The sequence below is a fragment of the Pseudomonas sp. BLCC-B112 genome, assembly GCF_028550695.1.
Taxonomy (GTDB): Bacteria; Pseudomonadota; Gammaproteobacteria; order Pseudomonadales; family Pseudomonadaceae; genus Aquipseudomonas; species Aquipseudomonas danubii.
On the sequence record NZ_JAQQGK010000006.1, the window covers coordinates 475,557 to 501,483 of the forward strand.

Annotated in this window: 26 protein-coding genes and 1 pseudogene; 18 read left to right on the plus strand and 9 right to left on the minus strand. The window is 61.6% G+C overall.

The features are described 5' to 3' along the window. Position 1 precedes the first annotated feature (1 nt). Positions 2-1,150 (minus strand): MFS transporter, encoded by a 1,149-nt coding sequence (locus PQT43_RS18740; RefSeq protein ID WP_102881283.1) that lies wholly within the window; start codon positions 1,148-1,150, stop codon positions 2-4. A gap of 173 nt (positions 1,151-1,323) precedes the next feature. Continuing rightward, positions 1,324-2,817, minus strand: coding sequence for an aldehyde dehydrogenase (locus PQT43_RS18745; RefSeq protein WP_272754423.1), 1,494 nt, complete (start codon positions 2,815-2,817; stop codon positions 1,324-1,326). A gap of 238 nt (positions 2,818-3,055) precedes the next feature. Here PQT43_RS18745 and PQT43_RS18750 point away from each other — a divergent pair, with 238 nt between their 5' ends. Beyond that, positions 3,056-3,418: a cupin domain-containing protein gene (locus tag PQT43_RS18750; RefSeq protein ID WP_102881285.1), complete on the plus strand. Its 363-nt coding sequence runs from the start codon at positions 3,056-3,058 to the stop codon at positions 3,416-3,418. A gap of 58 nt (positions 3,419-3,476) precedes the next feature. Here the strand turns inward: PQT43_RS18750 and rpmG are convergent, their stop codons facing one another. After that, positions 3,477-3,632: a 50S ribosomal protein L33 gene (gene rpmG, locus PQT43_RS18755; RefSeq protein ID WP_003177274.1), complete on the minus strand. Its 156-nt coding sequence runs from the start codon at positions 3,630-3,632 to the stop codon at positions 3,477-3,479. 11 nt (positions 3,633-3,643) lie between these two features. Continuing rightward, the gene (rpmB, locus tag PQT43_RS18760) at positions 3,644-3,880 is read right to left on the minus strand and encodes a 50S ribosomal protein L28 (protein WP_011064219.1); all 237 of its coding nucleotides are present in this window, start codon (positions 3,878-3,880) and stop codon (positions 3,644-3,646) included. Between the two features lie 475 nt (positions 3,881-4,355). Between rpmB and PQT43_RS18765 the strand changes: the two genes are divergently transcribed. Further along, the gene (locus PQT43_RS18765; RefSeq protein WP_267269108.1) at positions 4,356-5,939 is read left to right on the plus strand and encodes an ABC transporter substrate-binding protein; all 1,584 of its coding nucleotides are present in this window, start codon (positions 4,356-4,358) and stop codon (positions 5,937-5,939) included. Positions 5,940-5,987: 48 nt separating this feature from the next. Here the strand turns inward: PQT43_RS18765 and radC are convergent, their stop codons facing one another. After that, positions 5,988-6,662: a RadC family protein gene (gene radC, locus PQT43_RS18770; RefSeq protein WP_102881287.1), complete on the minus strand. Its 675-nt coding sequence runs from the start codon at positions 6,660-6,662 to the stop codon at positions 5,988-5,990. Positions 6,663-6,794: 132 nt separating this feature from the next. Between radC and coaBC the strand changes: the two genes are divergently transcribed. The 4 genes and pseudogenes from coaBC to argB all read left to right on the plus strand — a co-directional run bounded on the left by coaBC (position 6,795) and on the right by argB (position 11,057). After that, the gene (gene coaBC, locus PQT43_RS18775; RefSeq protein ID WP_102862260.1) at positions 6,795-8,003 is read left to right on the plus strand and encodes a bifunctional phosphopantothenoylcysteine decarboxylase/phosphopantothenate--cysteine ligase CoaBC; all 1,209 of its coding nucleotides are present in this window, start codon (positions 6,795-6,797) and stop codon (positions 8,001-8,003) included. Positions 8,004-8,008: 5 nt separating this feature from the next. Then, the gene (gene dut / locus PQT43_RS18780; protein WP_102862261.1) at positions 8,009-8,464 is read left to right on the plus strand and encodes a dUTP diphosphatase; all 456 of its coding nucleotides are present in this window, start codon (positions 8,009-8,011) and stop codon (positions 8,462-8,464) included. A 262-nt stretch (positions 8,465-8,726) separates the two neighbouring features. Further along, positions 8,727-10,127 (plus strand): annotated as a pseudogene (locus PQT43_RS18785) (phosphomannomutase/phosphoglucomutase); the annotation flags it as partial. Positions 10,128-10,151: 24 nt separating this feature from the next. Next, positions 10,152-11,057, plus strand: a complete 906-nt coding sequence (gene argB, locus PQT43_RS18790) for an acetylglutamate kinase (protein ID WP_011064225.1) — start codon at positions 10,152-10,154, stop codon at positions 11,055-11,057. A 168-nt stretch (positions 11,058-11,225) separates the two neighbouring features. Here argB and pyrE read toward each other — a convergent pair whose 3' ends face one another. Next, positions 11,226-11,870, minus strand: coding sequence for an orotate phosphoribosyltransferase (gene pyrE, locus PQT43_RS18795; protein WP_102862263.1), 645 nt, complete (start codon positions 11,868-11,870; stop codon positions 11,226-11,228). Positions 11,871-11,951: 81 nt separating this feature from the next. Between pyrE and PQT43_RS18800 the strand changes: the two genes are divergently transcribed. Continuing rightward, complete coding sequence (locus PQT43_RS18800; protein WP_102862264.1) at positions 11,952-12,731, plus strand: exodeoxyribonuclease III; 780 nt, start codon at positions 11,952-11,954, stop codon at positions 12,729-12,731. A gap of 57 nt (positions 12,732-12,788) precedes the next feature. Here PQT43_RS18800 and PQT43_RS18805 read toward each other — a convergent pair whose 3' ends face one another. Continuing rightward, on the minus strand, positions 12,789-13,157 hold the full coding sequence (locus PQT43_RS18805) for a DUF4870 domain-containing protein (RefSeq protein ID WP_102862265.1): 369 nt from the start codon (positions 13,155-13,157) through the stop codon (positions 12,789-12,791). Between the two features lie 30 nt (positions 13,158-13,187). Further along, entirely contained in the window at positions 13,188-13,910 is a 723-nt protein-coding gene (gene rph / locus PQT43_RS18810; protein WP_016964145.1) for a ribonuclease PH, read from the minus strand. A gap of 272 nt (positions 13,911-14,182) precedes the next feature. On the opposite strand from rph, the gene PQT43_RS18815 reads away from it, so the two are divergent. The 6 genes from PQT43_RS18815 to PQT43_RS18840 all read left to right on the plus strand — a co-directional run bounded on the left by PQT43_RS18815 (position 14,183) and on the right by PQT43_RS18840 (position 19,472). Then, positions 14,183-15,046 (plus strand): YicC/YloC family endoribonuclease, encoded by an 864-nt coding sequence (locus PQT43_RS18815; RefSeq protein WP_102862266.1) that lies wholly within the window; start codon positions 14,183-14,185, stop codon positions 15,044-15,046. A gap of 10 nt (positions 15,047-15,056) precedes the next feature. Continuing rightward, positions 15,057-15,677, plus strand: a complete 621-nt coding sequence (gene gmk, locus PQT43_RS18820; RefSeq protein WP_102881289.1) for a guanylate kinase — start codon at positions 15,057-15,059, stop codon at positions 15,675-15,677. Between the two features lie 167 nt (positions 15,678-15,844). Next, positions 15,845-16,108 (plus strand): DNA-directed RNA polymerase subunit omega, encoded by a 264-nt coding sequence (gene rpoZ / locus PQT43_RS18825; RefSeq protein WP_007921129.1) that lies wholly within the window; start codon positions 15,845-15,847, stop codon positions 16,106-16,108. Between the two features lie 57 nt (positions 16,109-16,165). Next, complete coding sequence (gene spoT, locus PQT43_RS18830) at positions 16,166-18,271, plus strand: bifunctional GTP diphosphokinase/guanosine-3',5'-bis pyrophosphate 3'-pyrophosphohydrolase (protein ID WP_110594226.1); 2,106 nt, start codon at positions 16,166-16,168, stop codon at positions 18,269-18,271. A gap of 24 nt (positions 18,272-18,295) precedes the next feature. Then, a complete protein-coding gene (locus PQT43_RS18835) occupies positions 18,296-18,676 on the plus strand; it encodes a RidA family protein (RefSeq protein ID WP_007921133.1) in 381 nt (126 codons plus the stop codon). A 55-nt stretch (positions 18,677-18,731) separates the two neighbouring features. Continuing rightward, positions 18,732-19,472, plus strand: coding sequence for a hypothetical protein (locus tag PQT43_RS18840; RefSeq protein ID WP_102862269.1), 741 nt, complete (start codon positions 18,732-18,734; stop codon positions 19,470-19,472). Positions 19,473-19,514: 42 nt separating this feature from the next. Here the strand turns inward: PQT43_RS18840 and PQT43_RS18845 are convergent, their stop codons facing one another. Then, positions 19,515-20,372, minus strand: a complete 858-nt coding sequence (locus PQT43_RS18845; protein WP_110594225.1) for an SDR family oxidoreductase — start codon at positions 20,370-20,372, stop codon at positions 19,515-19,517. Positions 20,373-20,560: 188 nt separating this feature from the next. On the opposite strand from PQT43_RS18845, the gene exbB reads away from it, so the two are divergent. The 5 genes from exbB (at position 20,561) to recG (ending at position 25,902) form a co-directional block, all read left to right on the plus strand. Then, positions 20,561-21,565 carry a tonB-system energizer ExbB gene (gene exbB / locus PQT43_RS18850; RefSeq protein ID WP_110594224.1) on the plus strand — a complete coding sequence of 335 codons (1,005 nt, stop codon included), beginning with the start codon at positions 20,561-20,563 and terminating at the stop codon, positions 21,563-21,565. A gap of 6 nt (positions 21,566-21,571) precedes the next feature. Further along, a complete protein-coding gene (gene exbD, locus PQT43_RS18855) occupies positions 21,572-22,000 on the plus strand; it encodes a TonB system transport protein ExbD (RefSeq protein ID WP_102862272.1) in 429 nt (142 codons plus the stop codon). Then, a complete protein-coding gene (locus PQT43_RS18860; protein WP_102862273.1) occupies positions 21,997-22,749 on the plus strand; it encodes an energy transducer TonB family protein in 753 nt (250 codons plus the stop codon). The genes exbD and PQT43_RS18860 overlap by 4 nt, the downstream gene beginning before the upstream one ends. Positions 22,750-22,896: 147 nt before the next feature. Further along, on the plus strand, positions 22,897-23,817 hold the full coding sequence (locus tag PQT43_RS18865) for a hydrogen peroxide-inducible genes activator (RefSeq protein WP_102881293.1): 921 nt from the start codon (positions 22,897-22,899) through the stop codon (positions 23,815-23,817). Positions 23,818-23,826: 9 nt separating this feature from the next. Continuing rightward, positions 23,827-25,902 (plus strand): ATP-dependent DNA helicase RecG, encoded by a 2,076-nt coding sequence (gene recG, locus PQT43_RS18870; RefSeq protein ID WP_102862275.1) that lies wholly within the window; start codon positions 23,827-23,829, stop codon positions 25,900-25,902. Positions 25,903-25,927 lie beyond the last annotated feature (25 nt).

Below are 25,927 nucleotides of genomic sequence, written 5' to 3' on the forward strand. Positions count from 1 at the left end.
GCTACAAGGGTTGCGCCTGGACGCTGCCAAAAGCGCCCTGACGCAGCAGCAGAAGCAACAGGCCAAAGGCGCCCGCCGCCACCAACAGCAACATCGCATGGCCGCTGACCCACTGGCTGCCCGCCCCCGCCACCAAGGGACCGATCAGGCAACCGATACCCCACAGCTGCGCCACATGGGCATTGGCTCGTACCAGCGCATCGTCGCGATAACGCTCGCCGATCAGGATCAGCGACAAGGTGAACAACCCACCAGCGCTGGCCCCGAACAGCACCCACAACGGCCAGATCAATACGCTGTCCAACAGCAGGGGAATGGCCAGGCTGGAGCACAGCAGGATCAGCGCGCAACCGGTGAACAGGCCGCGCCGGGAGACGCGATCAGCCAAGGCGCCGATCGGCAGCTGCAACAATGCATCGCCCACCACTACGGTGCTGACCATGGCCAGGGCCACGTCCTCGGTGAAGCCCTGGCTCAAGCAATAAACCGGAAGCAGGGTCAGGATCAGAGCCTCGAAAGTCGCGAACAAGGCCACCGCCCAACCAATCGCCGGCAGCGTCTGACAGAAGCGCCAGAGGTCGATCAGGGTGACATTGCAAGACTCGGTGCTCGGCGCTCCGCTACGCCCCAACAGCAGCAAGGGCGCTGCCACCAGCAATCCCACCGAGACCCAGAAGCCGTAGTCCTGCGTGGTCCCCAGGACGCCCAGCAGCAAGGGGCCGGCCAGCTGACTCAGGGCATAGCCGCTGCCATACAACGCCACCAGCCGCCCCCGCCACTGCTCCACCACCAGCTGATTGATCCAGCTTTCCCCCAGAATGAAGATGATGGTCAGCACCACGCCCAGAATCAGGCGCAACGCCAGCCACACCGGATAGCTGGGCAACAGCGCCAGCAGTCCAATAGAGAGCGCACCCGCCCACAGGCACAGGCGCATCAGGTTGGCGGTACCGAAGCGGGCCGCCAGCCGACTGGAAATCTTCGCGCCCAGCAGCACGCCAATGGCCGGCATCGCCGCTACCACGCCGATGGCAAAGGGTCCGTAGCCCCAGCTTTCCAGGCGCAAGGACACCAGCGGCATGGTCATGCCCAGGGCCAGGCCGACACTCAAGACAGCGGATAAAACGGCGAAATAGGTCGCCCAAGGCATTTCCACACTCCTGTGGATGATTATTCTGCAAGCCACAGACAACACAGCCGGACTCCCCTCTCGGGAAGTCCGGCTGCGCTGCGGATCAATGGCTGCGGATAGAAGCGCCCATGCGACGTGGCGCTTGCCGGCGCAAGCGCCCTTGCGGACGCCATCGCCTCAAACCCGAAGACTCAGAGCTTGATCCAGGTCGCTTTCAGCTCGGTGTACTTGTCGAACGCGTGCAGCGACTTGTCCCGACCATTGCCCGACTGCTTGAAGCCGCCGAACGGCGCGGTCATGTCGCCACCGTCGTACTGGTTGACCCAGACGCTGCCGGCACGCAACGCCTTGGCCGTCAGGTGCGCCTTGGAGATGTTTGCAGTCCAGACCGCCGCCGCCAACCCGTAAGGAGTGTCGTTGGCAATCTGGATCGCCTCTTCCACGCTGTCGAACGCAATCACTGACAGCACTGGGCCGAAGATCTCTTCCTGGGCAATCTTCATCGCGTTAGTGACGCCGTCGAAAATCGTCGGTTCGACGTAGGTACCACCTGTTTCCTGCAGGGTGCGCTTGCCGCCGGCCACCAGTTTGGCGCCATCGGCGTGACCGGCCTCGATGTAGGACAGCACGGTATTCATCTGCTGGGTGTCCACCAAAGCGCCGACGTTGGTGGCCGGGTCCAGTGGGTTGCCCGGTTTCCAGGCTTTCAGGGCCTCGATCACCAGCGGCAGGAATTTGTCCTTGATGGAGCGCTCCACCAGCAGACGGGAACCGGCGGTGCAGACTTCGCCCTGGTTGAAGGCGATGGCGCTGGCAGCGGATTCGGCGGCGGCCTGCAGGTCCGGGGCATCGGCAAACACGATGTTCGGGCTTTTGCCACCGGCTTCCAGCCAGACGCGCTTCATGTTGGATTCACCGGAGTACACCAGCAGTTGCTTGGCGATCTTGGTGGAGCCGGTGAACACCAGGGTGTCCACGTCCATGTGCAGGGCCAGGGCCTTGCCGACGGTGTGACCGTAACCGGGCAGCACGTTGAACACGCCAGCCGGAATCCCGGCTTCCACCGCCAGGGCCGCGATGCGGATTGCGGTCAGCGGGGATTTTTCCGAAGGTTTGAGGATCACCGAGTTACCGGTGGACAGTGCCGGCCCCAGTTTCCAGCAGGCCATCATCAGCGGGAAGTTCCACGGCACGATGGCCGCGACTACACCCACGGGCTCACGAGTTACCAGGCCCAGTTGGTCGTGGGGGGTGGCCGCGACTTCGTCGTAGATCTTGTCGATGGCCTCGCCGCTCCAGCTCAGGGCTTGCGCCGCGCCGGGCACGTCGATTTCCAGGGAGTCGGTGATGGGCTTGCCCATGTCCAGGGTTTCCAGGAGCGCGAGCTCCTGGGCGTGTTGCTTGAGCAGGCCGGCAAAACGAATCATGACGGACTTGCGCTTGGCCGGCGCCAGGCGCGACCAGACGCCAGAGTTGAAGGTGGCGCGGGCATTGTCCACGGCACGCTGGGAATCGGCGGCGTCACAGCTGGCAATGGTTGCCAGCACACGGCCGTCTACCGGGCTGATGCACTCGAAGGTGTCATTGGAAACAGCTGCGGTGTATTCACCATTGATGTAGGCGCGGCCTTCGATTTTCAGGTCGCGGGCACGTTGTTCCCAATCGGCACGAGTCAGGGTGGTCATACGAGTGTCCTCCTCTTATTTGAATACAAGCGCCATGCGAACTACGCCGGCACTCATGAAGAATTCTGCCCGGCCAGCCTGTTTTCGGCCAAAGGCACCCGCCACCCTAAACCAGCGACCCCTGTACTTTCAATATATTTGACAAAGCCCGGGCAAACAGCATTGCTATGTGCATTTTAATAAACATAGACTCTGGCCTTCATAGCCACTCGCGCCGCAATCACGGGGGAATACAAGAATGAGCATCCACAACGTCGTCGACTTCAGCCAGGCCAACACCGAGGGCGAACGCTACCGCCCCGCTCCGGAAAAAGTCCTCAAGGGCGATCCCGAGCAAGCGGTGTTCAACCACTACGGCAGCCCGTGCGGGCAACTCAATGCCGGGATCTGGGAAGGCGCGGTGGGCCAATGGACGGTGAACTTCACCGAGCACGAATACTGCGAGATTCTCCAGGGCGTGTCGGTGCTGCGAGACAACGACGGCAACGCCAAGACCCTGCGCTCTGGCGACCGCTTTGTGATCCCGGCCGGCTTCAAAGGCACCTGGGAAGTGCTGGAGCCCTGCCGCAAGGTCTACGTGGCCTTCGAACAGAAGGCCTGAATCCCAGGCACAAAAAAACCCGCTTGAAGGCGGGTTTTTTTGTCAGAAGAAAAATCAATTACTTGATTTTGCCTTCCTTGTAGATCACGTGCTTACGAACAACCGGATCATATTTCTTGATCTCGATTTTGTCCGGAGTAGTACGCTTGTTCTTGTCGGTAGTGTAGAAGTGACCAGTACCGGCGCTCGAGATCAAACGAATCAATTCACGCATGATTAGCTCCCTTAAACCTTGCCGCCATCGCGACGGATTTCGGCCAGCACGACATCAATGCCGCGCTTGTCGATGATACGCATGCCTTTGGCAGATACGCGCAGACGCACAAAGCGTTTCTCGGACTCAACCCAGAAGCGGTGATGCTGCAGGTTCGGCAGGAAACGACGACGGGTTTTGTTGTTTGCGTGGGAAATGTTATTCCCAGTCACCGGACCCTTACCGGTAACTTGACAGACTCTAGACATGCCTCAGCCCTCTAAAACCACATGCCCAACCCGGCATGGGTTGGCCGCTTAATCTCTCAGTCATTTGGCGCCAGGCGCCGCGTTTCTTTAGGGTCTTACCGGCTACACCTACAAGCGAAGGAACCGGGCCCCTAGAAAAGAGCGCTGCTTTATACCAGAAAGACCCCATAGCAACAACAGCCGCTGTGTGCAGGATGATGAAAAGTCCTGATTTTCTTGCGCCGGACGCCTGCGGCAAAGGCTACCGCAGAAATCTACCGCTCGTCGCAGAATATATTTCTCTCGAAACCCCGGGAAAAAATCTGCTGCTGAACACGGGCATCCCTACACAAAATCACGGCTCCAGCCCTGACCGCGTCCCAGGTTTCAATGTCGAATACAAAAGGGATAGTCATTTTACAAAGAGGCCACTAGGGTAAGGCATTTCCAGACTGCACTCGCAGATGGGCTTTCGATCTGCACAAGGAACCCGACCATGCGTCTTGCCGCCCTCCCGCTCCTGCTCGCCCCTCTTCTGAGCCCATTGGCCCAGGCCGCCGCGTTGAGCGTCTGCACCGAAGCCAGCCCGGAGGGCTTCGACGTGGTGCAATACAACTCGCTGACCACCACCAACGCGTCCGCCGACGTGCTGATGAACCGCCTGGTGGAATTCGACGCCGTCAGCGGCAAGGTGGTCCCCAGCCTGGCCGATAGCTGGGAAGTCTCCGCGGATGGCCTGAGCTATGTCTTCAAGCTGCATCCCAAGGTCAAGTTTCACCGTACCGACTACTTCAATCCCAGCCGCGAGCTGACCGCCGAAGACGTCAAATTCAGCTTCGAGCGCATGCTCGACCCAGCCCACCCGTGGCACAAGGTCGCCCAGAGCGGCTTCCCACACGCCCAATCCCTGCAGTTGCCCAGCCTGATCAAGAAGATCGACGCCCTGGACCCGCTGACTGTGCGCTTTACCCTGGATCACGCCGACTCGACCTTTCTCCCTACCCTGAGCATGGGCTTTGCCTCGATCTACTCTGCGGAGTACGCCGATCAGTTACTCAAGGCCGGCACCCCGGAGAAGCTCAACAGCCAGCCCATCGGCAGCGGCCCGTTCATTTTCGGGCGCTTCCAGAAAGACGCCTCGATCCGCTACAAGGCCAACCGCGACTACTTTGCTGGCAAACCGGCAGTGGACTCCCTGATTTTCGCCATCACTCCGGACGCCAACGTGCGCCTGCAGAAACTGCGGCGCAATGAGTGCCAGATCGCCCTGTCACCCAAGCCCCTGGATGTCCAGGCCGCCAGTGATGATCCAACGCTGAAGATCGAGAAAACGGCAGCCTTCATGACGGCCTTCGTTGCGATCAACAGCCAGCATCCGCCCCTGGACAAACCCGAAGTGCGCCAGGCGATCAACCTGGCCTTCGACAAGGCCCATTACCTCAAGACCGTGTTCGAAGGCACCGCCGAGGCCGCCAATGGCCCCTACCCGGCCAATACCTGGAGCTACGCCAAAGAGCTGCCGGGCTACACCCACGACCCGGAAAAGGCTCGTCAGCTGCTGGCCAAGGCAGGCCTTAAAAGCGGCTTCGAGACCACAATCTGGACCCGCCCTTCCGGCAGCCTGCTCAACCCCAACCCGAGCCTGGGCGCCCAACTGCTGCAGGCGGACCTGGCCCAAGTGGGAATCCAGGCAGAAATCCGCGTGATCGAATGGGGCGAGCTGATCCGCCGGGCCAAGGCCGGCGAACATGACCTGCTGTTCATGGGCTGGGCAGGCGACAACGGCGACCCGGATAACTTCCTCACACCACAGTTCACCTGCGCAGCAGTCAAATCCGGCACCAACTTCGCCCGCTACTGCGATCAGAACCTGGACAAGCTGATTACCGCCGGCAAGACCACCAGCGAACAGGGTGTGCGCAGCAAGCTGTACCAGCAGGCCCAGACCCAGATCCAGCAACAGGCGCTGTGGCTCCCTCTGGCTCACCCGACCGCTTTCGCCCTGACCCGCAAACAGGTCGAGGGCTATCAAGTGAGCCCCTTCGGCCGCCAGGACTACTCGAAGGTCAGCGTCAAGTGACACACCGGCCAGCTTCAGGGTCAGTGCCGACCTTGAGGCTGGCCGCCTTCAGATCCAGCCATATTCGGCCATGGACAACGGATCGCCCTCTCCGACGATGAAGTGATCCAGCACCCGTACATCGATCAACTCCAGGGCTTCTTGCAAACGCCGGGTCACCACCCGATCGGCCGGGCTGGGCTCAGAGATGCCCGATGGGTGGTTGTGACAGAGAATCACCGCAGCCGCGTTATGCGCCAGGGTGCGCTTGAGCACTTGTCGCGGGTACACCGTGGTGCTGTCGATCGACCCCTGGAACAGCACCTCAAAGGCCAGTACCCGATGCTTGGTGTCGAGAAACAGACATCCAAACACCTCGTGGGGCTCATGTCGCAACATCGACTTCAGGTAATCGCGCACCACCAGCGGACTTTCCAGGGCTGACTGGCGGTGGAGTTTTTCTGCCAGATGCCGACGCGCCATCTCCAACACCGCTTGCAACAGTGCGTACTTGGCCGGCCCCAATCCCAGCTGGCGGGTGAAGGTCAGCTGATCGGCTTCCAGCAGACTGCGCAAGCTGCCGAAGCGATGCAACAGGTGCCGCGCCAGGTCGACCGCACTTTTTCCAGCCACCCCGGTGCGCAGGAAAATAGCCAGTAATTCGGCGTCGGAAAGGCTGATGGCGCCCTGCTCCAAAAGCCGTTCCCGCGGGCGCTCCGCCGCAGGCCAATCACGAATACTCATCACACCTCCCTGTGCATGGCGCCGCTGTTCGGCAGCGGGCGCTGTGCTATCTTAGCCCCCTCTTTTTTGCGTGGTATTTCACCTGGGGAGGGGGCATGCCACGCAGCAATCACTTAACGGAAAAACAGGCCTATGCAGCGGCTGTATCGGAAACGCATCGTGCTCGGCGTCGGCGGCGGCATTGCCGCCTATAAGAGCGCGGAGCTGGTTCGCCGACTCCTCGACCAGGGCGCCGAAGTGCGTGTGGTCATGACCCGGGGCGGCAGTGAGTTCATCACCCCGCTGACCATGCAGGCCCTCTCCGGGCACCCGGTCCATCTCGACCTGCTGGACCCGGCCGCCGAAGCCGCCATGGGTCACATCGAACTGGCCAAATGGGCCGATCTGGTGCTGATCGCCCCCGCCACGGCCGACCTGATCGCCCGCCTGGCCCAGGGCATTGCCGATGACCTGCTGACCACCCTGGTCCTGGCCACAGACGCCATCGTCGCCATCGCTCCAGCGATGAACCAGGCCATGTGGCGCGACCCGGCCACCCAGGCCAACACCCAATTGCTGCAAAGTCGTGGCCTGCGAGTCTTCGGCCCAGCCTCCGGCAGCCAGGCCTGTGGCGACGTCGGCCTGGGCCGTATGCTGGAAGCCAACGATCTGGCGCTGTGCGCCGCCGACTGCTTCCAGCACCTGGCACTGACCGGCAAACACTTGCTGATCACCGCCGGGCCGACTCAGGAAAACATCGATCCGGTGCGCTACATCACCAACCATAGCTCAGGAAAAATGGGCTTCGCCCTGGCCGAGGCAGCCGTCGAGGCCGGCGCCCGGGTCACCCTGATCACCGGACCGGTGCACCTGCCGACCCCCGACAGAGTCACTCGGATCGACGTAGTCAGCGCTCGCGACATGCTCGCGGCCTGCGAGGCAGCCATTCCGTGCGACGTTTTCATCGCCTCCGCGGCGGTCGCGGACTACCGCCCGGAAGTCGTCGCCCCACAGAAATTAAAGAAAGACCCTACGAAAGGTGACGGCCTGCTACTACAGATGGTGCGCAACCCAGATATCCTGGCCACCATCGCTACGCGGCCGGATCGGCCATTCAGTGTCGGTTTCGCCGCCGAAACCGAAAATCTGCTCGACTACGCTGCACGCAAATTGAAAGACAAAAACCTCGACCTGATCGTCGCCAACGACGTAGCCAACCCGAGCATTGGCTTCAACAGCGAGGAAAACGCCTGCAGCGTGATTGACCGGGAGTTGCACGCAACTCTCTTCGCCCAGACCAGCAAGGGCAAGATTGCCCGCCAACTGATCTCTTTTATCGCCGAACGGCTGAACCAGGTTTAACTTCAATGCACGCTCTACAAGCCAAGATCCTCGACCCACGCATCGGCAACGAATTCCCTCTGCCGCAGTACGCCACGCCGGGCTCCGCCGGCCTCGACCTGCGCGCCATGCTCAAGGAAGACACCATCCTGGAGCCAGGCCAGACGCTGCTGATCCCGACCGGGCTGTCGGTCTACATTGGCGATCCGGGCCTGGCGGCGCTGATCCTGCCGCGCTCCGGCCTGGGCCACAAACACGGCATCGTGCTGGGCAATCTGGTCGGCCTGATCGACTCGGACTACCAGGGCGAACTGATGGTTTCCTGCTGGAACCGCGGCCAGACCGCCTTCAATATCGCCGTCGGCGAGCGTATCGCCCAACTGGTGCTGGTGCCGGTAGTGCAGGCGCACTTCGAAGTGGTTGAGGCTTTTGATGAAAGCCAGCGCGGCGCAGGCGGTTTCGGCCACTCCGGCAGTCACTGATTGCGTGTCCTGGGGCCGGACACATGATCCGTCCCCAGGGTGGCTGCAGGGCACTTCAGGATAAATGACCGCCAGTTTCTGCATGCCCCTCGGGCCTGCCAAATCAGGCCCTTGAGCGTCCACGAAGCGGCAAGGGCCCTCCAGATGGCACTTACACAGTACGAACTCTATGCTGAAAACGCCGTCATACCCTTCAGTTTGAGCCCGCCGGCCCGTCATTTCCCCGGCCGTACTGCCCCCCTCTTCAAATGGAGCACCCTCAGTGATGAGCAACGCAGCCAAAGTCGCCCCGACATTTCCCGAGAGCATCTTCCGCGCCTATGACATCCGCGGTGTTGTACCGCAAACCCTGACCGCAGAGACCGCCTACTGGATCGGCCGCGCCATTGGCTCCCAGAGCCTTGAACAAGGCGAACCCAATGTTTCCGTAGGTCGCGACGGCCGCCTGTCCGGACCAGAACTGGTAGCGCAACTGATTCAGGGCCTGCACGACAGCGGCTGCCACGTCAGCGATGTCGGCCTGGTGCCGACTCCAGCCCTTTACTACGCCGCCAATGTCTTGGCCGGCAAGTCCGGGGTGATGCTCACCGGCAGCCACAACCCTTCGGACTACAACGGTTTCAAGATCGTCATTGCCGGCGACACCCTGGCCAACGAACAGATCCAAGCCCTGCACCAGCGCCTCAAGACCAACAACCTGAGCAGTGCCCAGGGCAGCATCACCAAGGTCGATATCCTGCCGCGCTACGCCGAAGAGATCGCCCGAGACGTGAAGCTGGCTCGCCGCCTGAAAGTCGTGGTGGATTGCGGCAACGGCGCCGCCGGGGTCATTGCCCCGCAACTGATCGAGGCCTTGAACTGCGAAGTCATTCCGTTGTTCTGCGAGGTAGACGGCAACTTCCCCAATCATCACCCGGACCCGGGCAAACCCGAGAACCTTGAAGACCTGATCGCCAAGGTCAAGGAAACCGGCGCCGACCTGGGCCTGGCCTTCGACGGTGACGGCGATCGCGTCGGCGTGGTGACTAACACCGGCAGCATCGTTTTCCCCGATCGACTGCTGATGCTGTTCGCCAAGGACGTGGTGGCGCGCAACCCGGACGCCCAGATCATCTTCGACGTCAAATGCACCCGGCGCCTGATTCCGCTGATCAAGGAATACGGCGGTCGCCCGCTAATGTGGAAGACCGGTCACTCGTTGATCAAAAAGAAAATGAAGCAGACCGGCGCCCTGCTGGCCGGCGAGATGAGCGGCCATGTGTTCTTCAAGGAGCGCTGGTTCGGTTTCGACGACGGCATCTATAGCGCCGCGCGGTTGCTGGAGATCCTCAGCAAGGAAACATCTACCGCGCAAGAGCTGTTCGCCACCTTCCCGAACGATATTTCTACGCCGGAAATCAATATCCATGTGACCGAAGAGAGCAAATTCAGCATCATTGATGCCTTGCACGACGCGCAATGGGGCGCAGGCGCCGACCTGACCACCATTGACGGGGTGCGAGTCGACTATGCCAAGGGCTGGGGCCTGGTTCGCGCCTCCAATACCACCCCTGTGCTGGTGCTGCGCTTCGAGGCTGATGACGAAGCCGAGCTGCAGCGGATTAAGGACGTGTTCCACGTCCAGCTGAAACGTGTTGCACCTGACCTCCAACTACCGTTTTGACTGTTTGAAGCACCGGAGCCCTGAATGACCATCGAACGCGATGCCGCCGCCAATACCGCCAAGGTCCTATCCGAAGCGCTGCCTTACATTCGCCGCTATGTCGGCAAGACCCTGGTGATCAAGTACGGCGGCAACGCTATGGAGAGCGAGGAGCTGAAAACCGGCTTCGCCCGCGACATCGTGCTGATGAAGGCTGTCGGGATCAACCCGGTGGTGGTGCACGGCGGTGGCCCGCAAATCGGTGACCTGCTCAAGCGCCTGTCGATCGAAAGCCACTTCGTCGATGGCATGCGCGTGACCGACGCGCAAACCATGGACGTGGTGGAGATGGTCCTCGGCGGCCAAGTCAACAAGGACATCGTCAACCTGATCAACCGTCACGGCGGCAGCGCCATCGGCCTGACCGGTAAAGATGCGGAGCTGATCCGGGCGAAGAAACTTACAGTGACCCGCCAGACACCAGAAATGACCACGCCGGAAATCATCGATATCGGCCATGTGGGCGAAGTGGTCGGGATCAACACCGACCTGCTGAACCTGCTGGTCAAGGGCGATTTCATCCCGGTGATCGCGCCGATTGGCGTGGGCGCCAACGGCGAGTCCTACAACATCAACGCCGACCTGGTCGCCGGGAAGGTGGCTGAAGCACTGAAGGCTGAAAAGCTTATGCTGTTGACCAACATCGCTGGCCTGATGGACAAGTCCGGCAAGGTCCTGACCGGCCTGAGCACCCAGCAGGTGGACGAGCTGATCGCCGATGGCACTATCTACGGCGGCATGCTGCCGAAAATCCGCTGCGCCCTGGAAGCGGTACAAGGTGGCGTCGGCAGCTCCCTGATCATCGACGGTCGCGTACCCAATGCGATTCTGCTGGAGATCTTCACCGATACCGGTGTCGGCACCCTCATCAGCAACCGCAAGCGCCCTTAAGCGACAGCCACAAAAAAGCCCCCGTCCGGTATCTCGGGCGGGGGCTTTTTTATCTACGCAATCTTTGTAGGAGCTGGCTTGTGTAGGAGCAGGCTTGCCAGCGAAGGCGCTCACACGCGCAACTCAGGACTCAAAGGTCTCTTCAGCGGTAAGCCGGCTCCTACAGTGTCAGATTCCGTACTGCGCGCGATAGGCTTGCACTGCCGGCAGATGTTGCTTGAGCGCCGGATCGTCCGCCAGGAACTGCAGGACCTGGGTCAGGGAAACGATGCTCACCACTGGAATGCCGAAGTCACGCTCGACTTCCTGGATCGCCGACAACTCACCGTTGCCACGCTCCTCGCGGTTCAGTGCGATCAATACCCCTGCCGCCTTGGCGCCTTCCTGGGACTCGATGATCTGCATCACCTCGCGAATTGCCGTGCCCGCAGTGATCACGTCGTCGATGATCAGCACATCGCCGGTCAATGGCGCGCCTACCAGGCTACCGCCTTCACCGTGCGCCTTGGCTTCCTTGCGGTTGAAGCACCAAGGCAGATCGCGCTGATGATGTTCAGCCAGAGCCACTGCAGTGGCTGCTGCCAAGGGAATGCCTTTATAAGCCGGGCCAAACAGCACATCGAAGGGAATGCCGCTGTCGACAATCGCCGCCGCATAGAAACGCCCCAGCTGGGCCAGGGCCGAACCGCTGTTGAACAGGCCGGCATTGAAGAAGTAAGGGCTGGTGCGCCCGGACTTCAGGGTGAACTCACCGAAGCGCAAAACCCCGCGATCGATGGCAAAACGAATGAAATCGCGCTGATACGCCTGCATGAAAAAACCCCAGATACCACGGATTTAGCTAATTAGGTAGAGCTCGGGTATCATACACGCACGTGATTTTTGGGGCCATTTATGCGGATCATCAGTGTGAACGTCAATGGTATTCAGGCTGCAGTGGAGCGTGGTTTGCTCAGTTGGCTGCAGGCACAGAATGCCGACGTCATCTGCCTGCAGGACACCCGCGCCTCTGCCTTTGAACTGGACGACCCAGCCTTCCAACTGGATGGCTACTTCCTTTATGCCTGCGATGCTGAAGTCCCTGCCCAAGGCGGTGTGGCTTTGTATTCGCGGTTGCAGCCGAAGGCGGTCATCAGCGGCCTCGGCTTCGAGACAGCCGATCGTTACGGGCGCTACCTGCAAGCCGATTTCGACAAGGTCAGCATCGCGACCTTGCTGCTTCCATCAGGGCAGAACGGCGATGAAGACTTGAACCAGAAGTTCAAGTTAATGGACGACTTCGCCCGTTATCTGGATAAGCAGCGGCGCAAACGTCGCGAGTACATTTATTGTGGCTCGCTGTACGTGGCGCAACAGAAGCTGGATATCAAGAACTGGCGTGACGGCCAGCAATCTCCGGGCTTCCTGGCACCTGAGCGCGCCTGGATGGACGAGATTATAGGCAACATGGGCTACGTCGATGCCCTGCGCGAAGTCAGTCGCGAAGGCGACCAGTACAGCTGGTGGCCGGACAACGAACAGGCCGAGATGCTCAACCTGGGCTCGCGCTTCGACTATCAGTTGCTGACTCCCGGCCTGCGCCGTTTTGTCCGCAGCGCACGCTTGCCGCGTCAGCCGCGTTTTTCGCAGCATGCGCCGCTGATCGTGGACTATGACTGGACACTGACCATCTAAGCGTCCGTTCACAGCCACAAAAAAGCCGACATCACAGTCGGCTTTTTTGTGCTCGCTCTATTTGATCAGGCGCCAGGTGAAAGGGTACCGATATGGCACTCCCTCTCCAGCCTTGACTCCGCCGATGATGGTCAACACCAGGGCACCAATCGCCAGCAGGCCGAACATAAAGAACCCGATTATCACGATCATCAGCAGGAAACAGACTGCCGAAGCGATAGCGACAGTCAGCTGAAAGTTCAGCGCTTCCTTACCCTGTGCATCGATGAAGGGGTCGGTCTCGCGCTTCATCTGCCAAAGAATCAGCGGCCCGATCAATGTGCCGAATGGAACCCAGATCCCCAGCAAGGCGGACAAGTGACAAAACATTGCCCATTGCCGAACTTCATGGCTCGGGGTGGGCTGGGGTAGCTGCTCATCACTCATGATGCTCTCCTTGCTGAAGACTGGCGCTCATCAATCGGCGAGTGCCGCCTGCTGCAGTTGGAAGATTTCATTCATGCCTTGCTGAGCCAGGGCCAGCATTGCATTCAGTTCAGCAGGCTGGAATGGCGCGCCCTCAGCAGTGCCCTGCACCTCGATGAAGCCACCGGTGCTGGTCATTACTACGTTGAGGTCGGTCTCGGCAGCCGAATCTTCCAGATAGTCCAGGTCCAGGACCGGTTCGCCCTGATACATGCCCACAGACACAGCAGCAATCATCTGCTTGAGTGGATCACCACCCTTGAGGCCGCCACGCTTCTTGATCACTTTCAAAGCATCTACCAGGGCCACCATGGCGCCCGTGATCGACGCGGTACGGGTGCCGCCGTCGGCCTGGATCACATCGCAATCGACATACAGGGTGATGTCGCCCAGCTTGGACATGTCCAGGGCGGCGCGCAGGGAGCGACCGATCAGGCGCTGGATCTCCAGGGTGCGGCCGCCTTGCTTGCCACGGCTGGCTTCACGCTGGTTACGCTCGCCGGTGGACCGCGGCAACATGCCGTATTCGGCTGTCAGCCAACCTTGGCCCTGCCCCTTGAGGAAGCGCGGCACGCCATTCTCGACACTAACAGTGCAAATCACCTTGGTATCACCGAACTCGACCAGTACAGATCCCTCGGCGTGTTTGGTGTAGTTGCGGGTGATGCGGATCGAGCGGAGCTGATCGGCAGCGCGACCACTTGGACGTTTCATAGGGGAACACCTGTACGAGGACGGAAAACTGCCGAGCATTATAAAGCCCGCAATCGCGCCAGGGCACGCCTAAAACGGCCAAAGGCATATTTACGCGTCAGATCGGTCCTGTAGCGATGACCTGCAGCCCATTGTCAGCACCAGGGATTGGGGCCTCCGGCCGCACTGCGCTACAATCCTGCGCCTTCGCAGCCTGTCGGCTTCAATTCATCACTATCAGGCCCGCTCAATCCTCCTGGGGTTGGTGCCGGCGCTGAATCGGAGGTACCTCCATGGTGCACAGCATGACCGCCTTCGCCCGAGTCGAACGGGCCGGCACTCAGGGCACCCTGAGCTGGGAATTGCGCTCGGTCAACAGCCGCTACCTGGAGCCGCACCTGCGTTTGCCGGAAGCCTTTCGCGACCTCGAAAGCGCAGTCCGCGAAGCCTTGCGCCAGGGCCTGTCCCGGGGCAAGGTCGAATGCACCCTGCGTTTCACTGAAGAAACCACCGGCAAGCCGCTGCAAGTCGACCGTGAACGTGCGGCACAACTGGTGGCCGCCGCTGAAACCGTCGCCAGCCTGATCAAGCAGCCGGCAGCCCTGAATCCACTGGAAGTCCTGGCCTGGCCCGGCGTGCTGGTGGCCGACGCCACCGACCCGCAAGCCTTGAACAGCGATGCCCTGGCCCTGTTCAACCAGGGCCTGAAAGACCTGAAGAATGGCCGCGAGCGCGAAGGCGCCGAACTGGCTCGGCTGATCAACGAACGCCTGTCCTCCATTGAAGAAGACGTGGCGACCTTGCGTGAGCTGGTCCCGCAGATGCTCGCGACCCAGCGCCAGAAAGTCCTCGACCGCTTCGCCGACATGCAGGCCGAACTGGACCCCACCCGTCTCGAGCAGGAAATGGTCCTGTTGGCGCAGAAGAGCGATGTCGCTGAAGAACTGGACCGCCTGAGCACCCACATCATCGAAGTACGCCGCGTGCTCAAGTCCGGCGGCGCTGCCGGTCGGCGCCTGGACTTCCTGATGCAGGAGCTCAATCGCGAAGCCAACACACTGGGCTCCAAGGCCTTCGACCCGCGCAGCACCCAGGCTGCGGTCAACCTCAAGGTGTTGATCGAGCAGATGCGCGAACAAGTGCAGAACATTGAGTAAGGCAACTGACATGACCCACAGCACCGGCACCCTGTACATCATTTCCGCCCCGTCGGGCGCGGGCAAAAGCAGCCTGGTCAAGGCCCTGACCGACGCCAACCAGGAGATCCGCGTCTCCGTCTCCCACACCACTCGCGCCATGCGCCCAGGTGAAGTGAATGGCGTGAACTATCACTTCGTCGAACGCAGCGAGTTCGTGAAGATGATCGAGCACGGCGACTTTCTCGAGCGCGCCGAAGTCTTCGGCAACCTTTATGGCACCTCACAAAGCCACCTGCAGCAGACCCTGGACGAAGGCCACGACCTGATCCTGGAAATCGACTGGCAGGGCGCCGAGCAGGTGCGCAAGCTCATGCCTCAGGCACGCTCGATCTTCATTCTTCCGCCGTCACTGCAGGCCCTGCACCAGCGCCTGACCAACCGCGGACAGGACAGCGACGAAATCATCGAAGGGCGGATGCGTGAAGCCGTCAGCGAAATGAGCCACTACGTCGACTATGACTACCTGATCATCAACGACGACTTCGCCCACGCGCTGGAAGATCTGAAAGCGATTTTCCGCTCCAATCAGCTGCAACAGAAACGTCAGCAGCAGCGCTTTGGCAAACTGCTCGCCGAATTGCTTGGTTAAACAGCACTTCCCAAAACCGCTGCAAGCGCTTTACATTGGCACTTGCAGCGCGTTGAAGAGCTTGGTCAAAAAATCAGCGCTTCCCTAAACGCTGGTGATTTTTTAAACTGTTGAGTCCGCTCGCCCATCCGGGCAGCGCGCATATTGCATTTGCTACGAGGAAGACCATGGCCCGCGTAACCGTTGAAGACTGTCTAGAACACGTGGATAACCGCTTTGAGCTGGTCATGCTCTCTACCAAGCGTGCCCGTCAACTGGCAACCGGCGGCAAAGAGCCGAAAGTAGCATGGGAAAACGACAAGCCTACCGTTGTCGCCCTGCGCGAAATCGCTGAAGGCCTGATCGACTACGCAGCTATCGCCGAAGCCGAAATCGTTGAAGATGAACCGCTTTTTGCTGCTTTCGAGGACGAGTCCAACGAGGCCGTCTGAGCCTATGCCTGGTCGACGTAGCACGGCGCGGGATCACAGCTTACGGCAGGAGATATCATGCCGAGCATAGACGCCCTCGCCGATCGCTTATCGACCTATCTCGGCACGGACCAGGTCAATCTGGTCCGCCGAGCGTATTTCTACGCCGAACAAGCCCATGACGGTCAACGCCGTCGCAGCGGCGAGGCGTACGTCACGCACCCACTCGCGGTAGCGAACATCCTTGCCGACATGCACATGGACCATCAAAGCCTGATGGCCGCGATGCTGCATGACGTGATCGAAGACACCGGAATTGCCAAGGAAGCGCTCAGTGCGCAGTTTGGTGAAACCGTGGCCGAACTCGTGGACGGGGTCAGCAAACTGACCCAGATGAACTTCGAGACCAAGGCCGAAGCCCAGGCGGAAAACTTCCAGAAGATGGCCATGGCCATGGCTCGCGACATTCGCGTGATCCTGGTCAAGTTGGCCGACCGCCTGCACAACATGCGCACCCTGGAAGTGCTGTCCGGCGAAAAACGCCGGCGGATCGCCAAGGAAACCCTGGAGATCTACGCCCCCATAGCCAACCGCTTGGGCATGCACAGCATCCGTATCGAATTCGAAGACCTGGGTTTCAAGGCGATGCACCCGATGCGCTCCGCGCGGATCTACCAGGCGGTCAAGCGCGCCCGGGGCAACCGCAAGGAAATCGTCAACAAGATCGAAGAGTCCCTCAGCCACTGCCTGGCCATCGATGGCATTCAGGGCGAGGTCAGCGGTCGCCAGAAGCACCTGTATGGCATCTACAAGAAGATGCGTGGCAAACGCCGGGCCTTCAACGAAATCATGGACGTCTATGCGTTCCGCATCATCGTCGACAAAGTAGACACCTGCTACCGCGTGCTCGGCGCTGTACACAATTTGTACAAGCCACTGCCGGGACGCTTCAAGGACTACATCGCCATTCCCAAGGCCAACGGCTATCAGTCGCTGCATACCACGCTGTTCGGTATGCACGGAGTACCAATCGAGATCCAGATTCGTACCCGGGAAATGGAAGAAATGGCCAATAACGGCATCGCCGCCCACTGGCTATACAAATCCAGTGGCGACGAACAGCCGAAAAGCACCCACGCCCGCGCCCGCCAATGGGTCAAGGGCGTCCTGGAGATGCAGCAGCGCGCTGGCAACTCCCTGGAATTCATCGAAAGCGTGAAGATCGACCTGTTCCCGGACGAGGTCTACGTGTTCACGCCCAAAGGCCGGATCATGGAGCTGCCCAAAGGCTCCACCGCGGTGGACTTTGCCTATGCGGTGCACACCGACGTGGGCAACAGCTGCATCGCCTGCCGGATCAACCGTCGCCTGGCCCCGCTGTCCGAACCCCTGCAAAGCGGTTCCACCGTGGAGATCGTCAGCGCCCCGGGAGCACGGCCGAACCCGGCTTGGCTCAACTTCGTGGTCACCGGCAAGGCCCGCACCCACATTCGTCACGCCCTCAAGCTGCAACGTCGCTCCGAGTCCATCAGCCTTGGCGAACGCCTGCTGAACAAGGTGCTCAACGGCTTCGACAGCTCCCTGGAAAAAATCCCGGCGGAACGTATCCAGGCGATTCTTCAGGAATACCGCCTGGAGCTGATCGAAGACCTGTTGGAAGACATCGGCCTGGGCAATCGCATGGCCTATGTGGTCGCCCGCCGCCTGCTGGGCGAAGGCGAACAACTGCCGAGCCCGGAAGGCCCGCTGGCGATCCGCGGCACCGAAGGCCTGGTGCTGAGCTACGCCAAATGCTGCACGCCGATCCCTGGCGACCCGATCGTCGGCCACCTGTCCGCCGGCAAGGGGATGGTGGTGCACCTGGACAACTGCCGCAATATCAGCGAAATCCGTCACAACCCGGAAAAATGCATCCAGCTGTCCTGGGCCAAGGATGTCACCGGCGAATTCAACGTCGAACTGCGCGTCGAGCTGGAACACCAGCGCGGCCTGATCGCGCTGCTGGCCAGCAGCGTCAATGCCGCCGACGGCAACATCGAGAAAATCAGCATGGACGAACGCGATGGTCGCATCAGCGTGGTCCAACTGGTGGTCAGCGTGCACGACCGCGTGCACCTGGCTCGCGTGATCAAGAAACTGCGCGCCCTGACCGGGGTCATCCGCATCACCCGCATGCGCGCGTAGCCCGTCCATTACAAGGAGTCATTCATGACCAAGACCGTTATCACCAGCGACAAGGCCCCGGCCGCCATCGGTACCTACTCCCAGGCCATCAAGGCGGGCAACACTGTCTACATGTCGGGCCAGATTCCCCTCGATCCAAAAACCATGGAACTGGTGGAGGGCTTCGAAGCCCAGACCGTCCAGGTCTTCGAGAACCTCAAGTCGGTAGCCGAGGCCGCTGGCGGTTCGTTCAAGGACATCGTCAAACTGAACATCTTCCTCACCGACCTGAGCCACTTCGCCAAGGTCAACGAGATCATGGGCAAGTACTTCCAACAGCCTTACCCAGCCCGCGCCGCCATCGGCGTGGCCGCCCTGCCCAAGGGCGCACAGGTTGAAATGGATGCCATTCTGGTCATCGAGTAACACCCGCGGCGCAGCTGTTCAGGCTGCGCCGTTTTCGTTCTGAAAGGATTTCGTCATGCGCCAAGCGCTAGCTGTTTCGCTGCTCGCCTTATTGCTCGGCGGTTGTGCCAGCGACCCCGCCAAAAACGATGTGGGCGGCATCTGGATCAATCAGGTAGCGATCGACGCAGCCTCCAAGGGCGGCCCTTTGCGTGAAGCCCTCCAGGCTTACGGCCCGAACCTGGAATGGGAGCTCAACACCAAAGCCGGCCAGGCCCGCTACACCAATGGCTTCGAGACCATCGAAGGCAAGATCATCGGCGACGGCTCAAACACCACAAAGGTCGAGTTCTATGGCAGCGCCGCCACCGAACTCAAACGCAACGGCAAGCAATTGCTGCAAGTGGCCAACGACAACGAGCCCGAACAAGTGTTTGCCACGCCCAAAGACCCGGCACCTGAAGGCGCACCACTGGGCGCCAACTTCGAGCGTGCCTTGTACTCGGCCTATCTGGGTGGCAAATGGAAAATCGTCAGCGGTCCGGGGCTGGGCAACGAAGTACAGTTCCAGGCCAACGGCGCCGTGCAAGGCCTGCCAGGCGCCGATCGCTATGCCCTGTGCCTGGCCGGTGACTGCGCCTCCATGAGCGGTGGCAACGACAGCATCTGGCTGCAGCTCAATGGCCAGGGCAACTCCTGGATCTTCGTCCGCAAGGATCAGCAGCTGGAAATTTTCCAGGCGGTGAATACCGCACTGGCGGATGAAGTGCCCTCGCTGACACCGGGCAGTCAGCAATGGCTGCTGGAAAAACAATGACCCTCCTGTAGCCGCTGCCAACGGTAGCGGCTACAGCCCGGTTCAAGCTTGGCCCTGAAGAATCTCCGCATACCCCTCGCGATAACTCGAGTAACGCGGCACCCAGCCCAAGGCCCGGGCTCGGGCATTGCTGCAACGCTTGCTGCCCGTGCGCCGAACGCTGGCATCATCGGACCACTCAGTCACGCCCAGGCGCTCACGCAGCCAGCCAACCACTTCCGCCAGAGGCGCAGGCGCGTCATCCACGCCTATATAGCAGTCGTCCAGGACAGCACCACCCTGGTCAGCCTTGAGCAAAAACGCCAGCAACCCCGCCGCGTCGTCGGCATGAATGCGATTGCCATACAACGGCGGATCAATCGCCACCCGATAGCCGCGACGCACCTGAGTCAGCAACCATTCACGGCCCGGCCCATAGATACCGGTCAGACGCACCCGACTGGCAGGAATCCCACTGTTCAAGGCCACCTGCTCCGCCTCCAGCATCAAACGGCCCGAGTAGCCGGTCGCCAGGGTCGGAGAGTTCTCGTCGACCCACTCGCCACCCTTTTGCTCGTAAACACTGCTGCTGGACACGAACAACAAACGCTTGGGCTGCTGACCATGCTGCTGGAGCCAGCTCAGGACATGCTGCAAGCCCTCAACATAGGCCGCGCGATACCCGGCCTCGTCATGCTCCGTGGCCGCCGCGCAGTACACCAGATAATCCACGGACGCTTGCGGCCAGTGGGCCGGACATTGCTCGCTGAACAGATCACCGGCAACGCCAATCACCCCCTGAGGCAGGCGCGACACCGTGCGGCGCAAGCCATAAACCTGCCATTGTTCAGCCAGCAATTGAGTCGCCAGGCGACTCCCGACATCACCGCAACCGGCGATCAAAACAGAGGGGGAGGACATCAGAAAACTCCTTTCAGAAAGGCCAAGACTAGCCTCGACTTTGGATGAACGGCTAGAAATCGAGGAAAAATAGTTACTGTATTACTTTTGTTAACAAGAATTAATTGCAATAATAACCGCCCATTTGTTCTCGGCCCAGCGAGGCCTAGAAGGACATTCACCCTTTCCTCTTCTCAGGTCCGGCCAGCATGACAAGCAATCCACTCTCCGCCTCGCCAACCAAACGCCCAAGCCCGCTGCGCGCCGTGAGCGCGGTTGCAGCGCTGCTGTGCAGCCTGCTGCTGGCACCGACCGCAGCCTTCGCCGACCAACACGCACCGGCCACCGCCGCCGCACCGACCGCGACTGCCCCGGCCGCCGAGCTTCCGGCTGCCAACCCGGCAACTCCCGCCGCCGCCCCAGCAGCTGGCGAACCGGCTCAGGTCGAAGGCCAGCCAGTGCTTGGTGAAAACGCTCCCGAAGTCCTCGAAGCCGACAACAGCCTGGGCATGGCCCACGACCTGTCGCCGTGGGGCATGTACCAGAACGCCGACATCATCGTGAAACTGGTAATGATCGGGCTGGCCATCGCCTCGATCATCACCTGGACCATCTGGATCGCCAAAGGCTTCGAACTGCTGGGCGCCAAGCGCCGCCTGCGCAGCGAAATCGCCGCCCTGAAAAAAGCCACCACCCTCAAAGAAGCCAGCGCCACGGCCGCCAAGGAGGGCACCCTCGCCCACCTGCTGGTGCACGACGCCCTGGAAGAAATGCGCCTGTCGACCAACAGCCGTGAGAAAGAAGGCATCAAGGAACGGGTCAGCTTCCGCCTGGAACGCCTGGTAGCCGCCTGCGGCCGCAACATGAGCAGCGGCACCGGGGTACTGGCCACCATCGGTTCTACCGCACCGTTCGTCGGTCTGTTCGGCACCGTTTGGGGCATCATGAACAGCTTCATCGGCATCGCCAAAACCCAGACCACCAACCTCGCTGTGGTCGCCCCGGGTATCGCCGAAGCCCTGCTGGCCACCGCCCTGGGCCTGGTTGCCGCGATTCCCGCGGTGGTGATCTACAACGTCTTCGCTCGCTCCATCACCGGCTATCGGGCCCAGGTGGCAGACGCCTCGGCAGAAGTCCTGCTGCTGGTCAGCCGTGACCTGGATCACCAGCCGACCGAGCGCTCCGCACAACCGCACATGGTGAAAGTGGGGTAATCAGCCATGGGCTTGCATTTGAAAGAAGGCGCAGGCGACGACCTGGCCGAAAACCACGAAATCAACGTCACGCCGTTCATCGACGTGATGCTGGTGCTGCTGATCATCTTCATGGTGGCCGCCCCTCTGGCCACCGTGGACATCAAGGTCGATCTTCCTGCCTCCAGCGCCAAGCCGGCGCCGCGCCCAGAGAAACCGGTGTTCCTCAGCGTCAAGGCCGATCAGCGTCTGTTCCTGGGTGAAGATGAGGTCAAGGCCGAAACCCTCGGGGCCATCCTCGACGCCCGGACCCAGGGCAAGAAGGACACCACGATCTTCTTCCAGGCTGACAAGGGCGTGGACTACGGCGACCTGATGAGCGTGATGGACACCCTGCGGGCCGCCGGCTACCTGAAAGTCGGCCTGGTCGGACTTGAGACGGCAGCCAAGAAATGATCACGACGCGCCAAAGACTGACGCGTTACAGCGGTAGCCTGGCGGTGGTGCTGGGCGTCCATGCGGTGGCGATCCTGCTCGCCCTCAACTGGTCCAAGCCACAGCCGATGCCTATTCCACCACAAGCCATGGTGGTCGAACTGGCGCCTGCCCCTGTGCCGCCTCCCCCGGCACCACCGAAAGTGGTGACCCCGCCGCAACCGCCGGCGCCCGTGGAAGAACTGCCGCTGCCCAAGCTCGCCGAAGCACCGAAGCCGACTATTTCGGTGCCCAAGCCGGCCAAGCAGAAGCCCAAGCCGCAGCCGCCCAAACCGGTGGTCAAGCCCGAGCCGCCCAAGGAGAAACCTTCCGAGGAAAAGCCCAGCGACGCCCCGGTAACCCCGTCGCCGTCCAAGCAGCCCGCTCCAGCGACCCCTGGCCCATCACCGGCCCAGGCCGCCGCCAAGGCCAACTGGCAGGGTGAGTTGCAGGCCCACCTGGCGAAGTACAAGCGCTACCCGGGCGAAGCCCAGCGGCGCGGCAAGGAAGGCACCAACTCCTTGCGCTTCGTGGTGGATGCCGAAGGCAAGGTGCTGTCCTACGAGCTGGTGGGACGCTCGGGCAACGCTGATCTGGACCGGGCCACCCTGGACATGATCCGACGAGCCCAGCCACTGCCCAAGCCACCGGCCGACATGCTCACCAACGGCAGCGTGGAAATCACCGCCTCGTACAACTACGAGATCGACAGAAGCCGCGGCCGCCGCTGATACAACGCAAGGGCACCTCAGGGTGCCCTTGTCGCTTGTGCAGCCTGAAGCAGACATTGGCGGGTGTCGCACTCCACCCTCTGTCTGATAACGTGCGTCTATCGATTGCAGCCGTTATGCTTGGCCGCAACCTCATGGACGCCCGCTATGACTCTCACAGAATTGCGCTACATCGTTACCCTCGCCCAAGAGCAGCACTTCGGCCACGCCGCCGAGCGTTGCCATGTCAGCCAGCCGACCCTTTCGGTAGGCGTGAAGAAGCTTGAAGACGAACTCGGTGTGCTGATTTTCGAGCGCAGCAAGAGCGCGGTGCGCCTGACGCCGGTAGGCGAAACCATCGTTGCCCAGGCGCAGAAGGTCCTGGAACAGGCCCAAGGCATCCGCGAACTGGCCCAGGCCGGCAAGAACCAGCTGACCGCACCGCTGAAGGTGGGCGCCATCTACACCGTCGGCCCTTACCTGTTCCCGCACCTGATTCCCCAGCTGCACCGGGTCGCTCCGCAGATGCCGCTGTATATCGAAGAGAACTTCACCCACGTCCTGCGCGACAAACTGCGCAACGGCGAGCTGGACGCCATCATCATCGCCCTGCCGTTCAACGAGGCCGATGTCCTGACCCTGCCGCTGTACGACGAACCCTTCTATGTGCTGATGCCCAGCGGCCATTCCTGGACCAAGAAGGAAACCATCGACGCCAGCCTGCTCAACGACAAGAGCCTGTTGCTGCTGGGCGAAGGCCACTGCTTCCGCGATCAGGTACTGGAAGCCTGCCCGACCCTGACCAAGGGCAACGACGGCGCCAAGCACACCACCGTGGAATCCAGCTCCCTGGAAACCATCCGCCACATGGTCGCCTCCGGCCTGGGCATCTCGATCCTGCCGCTGTCGGCGGTGGACAGCCATCACTACGCTCCCGGCGTGATCGAAGTTCGCCCCCTGACTCCACCGGTGCCGTTCCGCACCGTAGCCATCGCCTGGCGCGCCAGCTTCCCGCGGCCGAAGGCCATCGAGATCCTCGCCGACTCGATCCGCCTGTGCTCGGTGGCCAAGCCGCCCGCCGCGAGCTAAGCAAGCGCAATGACTGAGCTGTCGAAAGTGCCGGTCACGGCACTCAAGGGCGTCGGCGAAGCCATGGCCGAGAAGCTGGCCAAGGTTGGCCTGGAGAACCTTCAGGACGTGCTGTTCCACCTGCCCCTGCGCTATCAGGACCGTACCCGAGTGGTGCCGATCGGCGCTCTGCGCCCCGGCCAGGATGCGGTGATCGAAGGTACCGTCAGCGGCGCCGATGTGGTCATGGGCAAGCGCCGCAGCCTGCTGGTGCGCCTGCAAGACGGCACCGGCGGCCTGAGCCTGCGCTTCTACCATTTCAGCAATGCCCAGAAAGACGGCCTGAAACGCGGCACCCGCGTGCGCTGCTACGGCGAAGCCCGACCCGGCGCCTCGGGACTGGAGATCTACCACCCCGAATACCGCGCCATCAGTGGTGACGAGCCGCCGCCGGTGGATCAGACCCTGACGCCGATCTACCCCCTGACCGAAGGCCTGACCCAACAGCGCCTGCGCCTGCTCTGCCAGCAGAGCCTGGCGCTGCTGGGCCCGCGTAGCCTGCCCGACTGGCTGCCCGAAGAACTGGCCCGCGACTATCAACTGGCGCCCCTGGACGATGCGATCCGCTACCTGCATCACCCACCGGCGGACGCCGATGTCGACGAACTGGCCCTGGGTCACCACTGGGCCCAGCACCGCCTGGCGTTCGAAGAGCTGCTGACCCACCAGCTGTCCCAACAGCGCCTGCGCGACAGCCTACGCTCTCAACGCGCCCCGGTGCTGCCCTTGGCCAAGAAACTGCCGGCCAAGTACCTGAAGAACCTCGGCTTCGCCCCCACCGGCGCGCAACAGCGAGTCGGCAACGAAATCGCCTACGACCTGAGCCAGCCGGAGCCCATGCTGCGCCTGATCCAGGGCGACGTAGGGGCAGGCAAGACCGTGGTCGCCGCCCTCGCCGCCCTGCAGGCGCTGGAAGCCGGTTACCAGGTGGCGCTGATGGCGCCGACGGAAATCCTCGCCGAGCAGCACTTCATTACCTTCAAGCGCTGGCTCGAGCCCCTGGGCCTGGAAGTCGCCTGGCTGGCGGGCAAGCTCAAGGGCAAGAACCGCGCGGCGGCTCTGGAACAGATTGCCGGCGGCGCGCCGATGGTGGTGGGCACCCATGCCCTGTTCCAGGATGAAGTGCAGTTCAAGAACCTGGCCCTGGTGATCATCGACGAACAGCACCGCTTCGGTGTCCAGCAGCGCCTGGCCCTGCGCCAGAAAGGCGTGGGTGGCCGCCTCTGTCCGCACCAGCTGATCATGACCGCCACACCGATTCCGCGAACCCTGGCGATGAGCGCCTACGCCGACCTGGATACCTCGATCCTCGACGAACTGCCGCCCGGCCGGACCCCGGTCAACACCGTGCTGGTGACCGACAGCCGCCGCGTCGAAGTGATCGAGCGGGTGCGCGCGGCCTGCGCCGAAGGGCGCCAGGCCTATTGGGTCTGCACCCTGATCGAAGAGTCCGAAGAACTCACCTGCCAGGCGGCCGAAACCACCTTCGAAGACCTCTCCAGCGCTCTGGGCGAACTGCGCGTGGGGCTGATTCACGGCCGCATGAAACCGGCGGAGAAAGCCGCGGTGATGGCCGAGTTCAAGGCCGGCAACCTGCAACTGCTGGTGGCCACCACCGTGATCGAGGTCGGGGTCGATGTGCCCAATGCCAGCCTGATGATCATCGAGAACCCGGAACGCCTGGGCCTGGCTCAGTTGCACCAGCTGCGCGGCCGGGTCGGGCGCGGCAGCGCCGCCAGCCACTGCGTGCTGCTCTACCATCCGCCGCTTTCACAAATCGGACGACAGCGCCTGGGCATCATGCGCGAGACCAACGACGGTTTCGTCATCGCCGAAAAGGATCTGGAACTGCGCGGCCCCGGGGAAATGCTCGGCACCCGCCAGACCGGCCTGCTGCAATTCAAGGTCGCCGACCTGATGCGTGACGCTGACCTGCTACCGGCCGTACGCGACGCCGCGCAGGCCTTGCTGGAGCGTTGGCCGGACCATGTGAGCCCGCTGCTGGAACGCTGGCTGCGCCACGGCCAGCAATACGGCCAAGTGTGAACCAACGCTCAGTTAATGGACCATG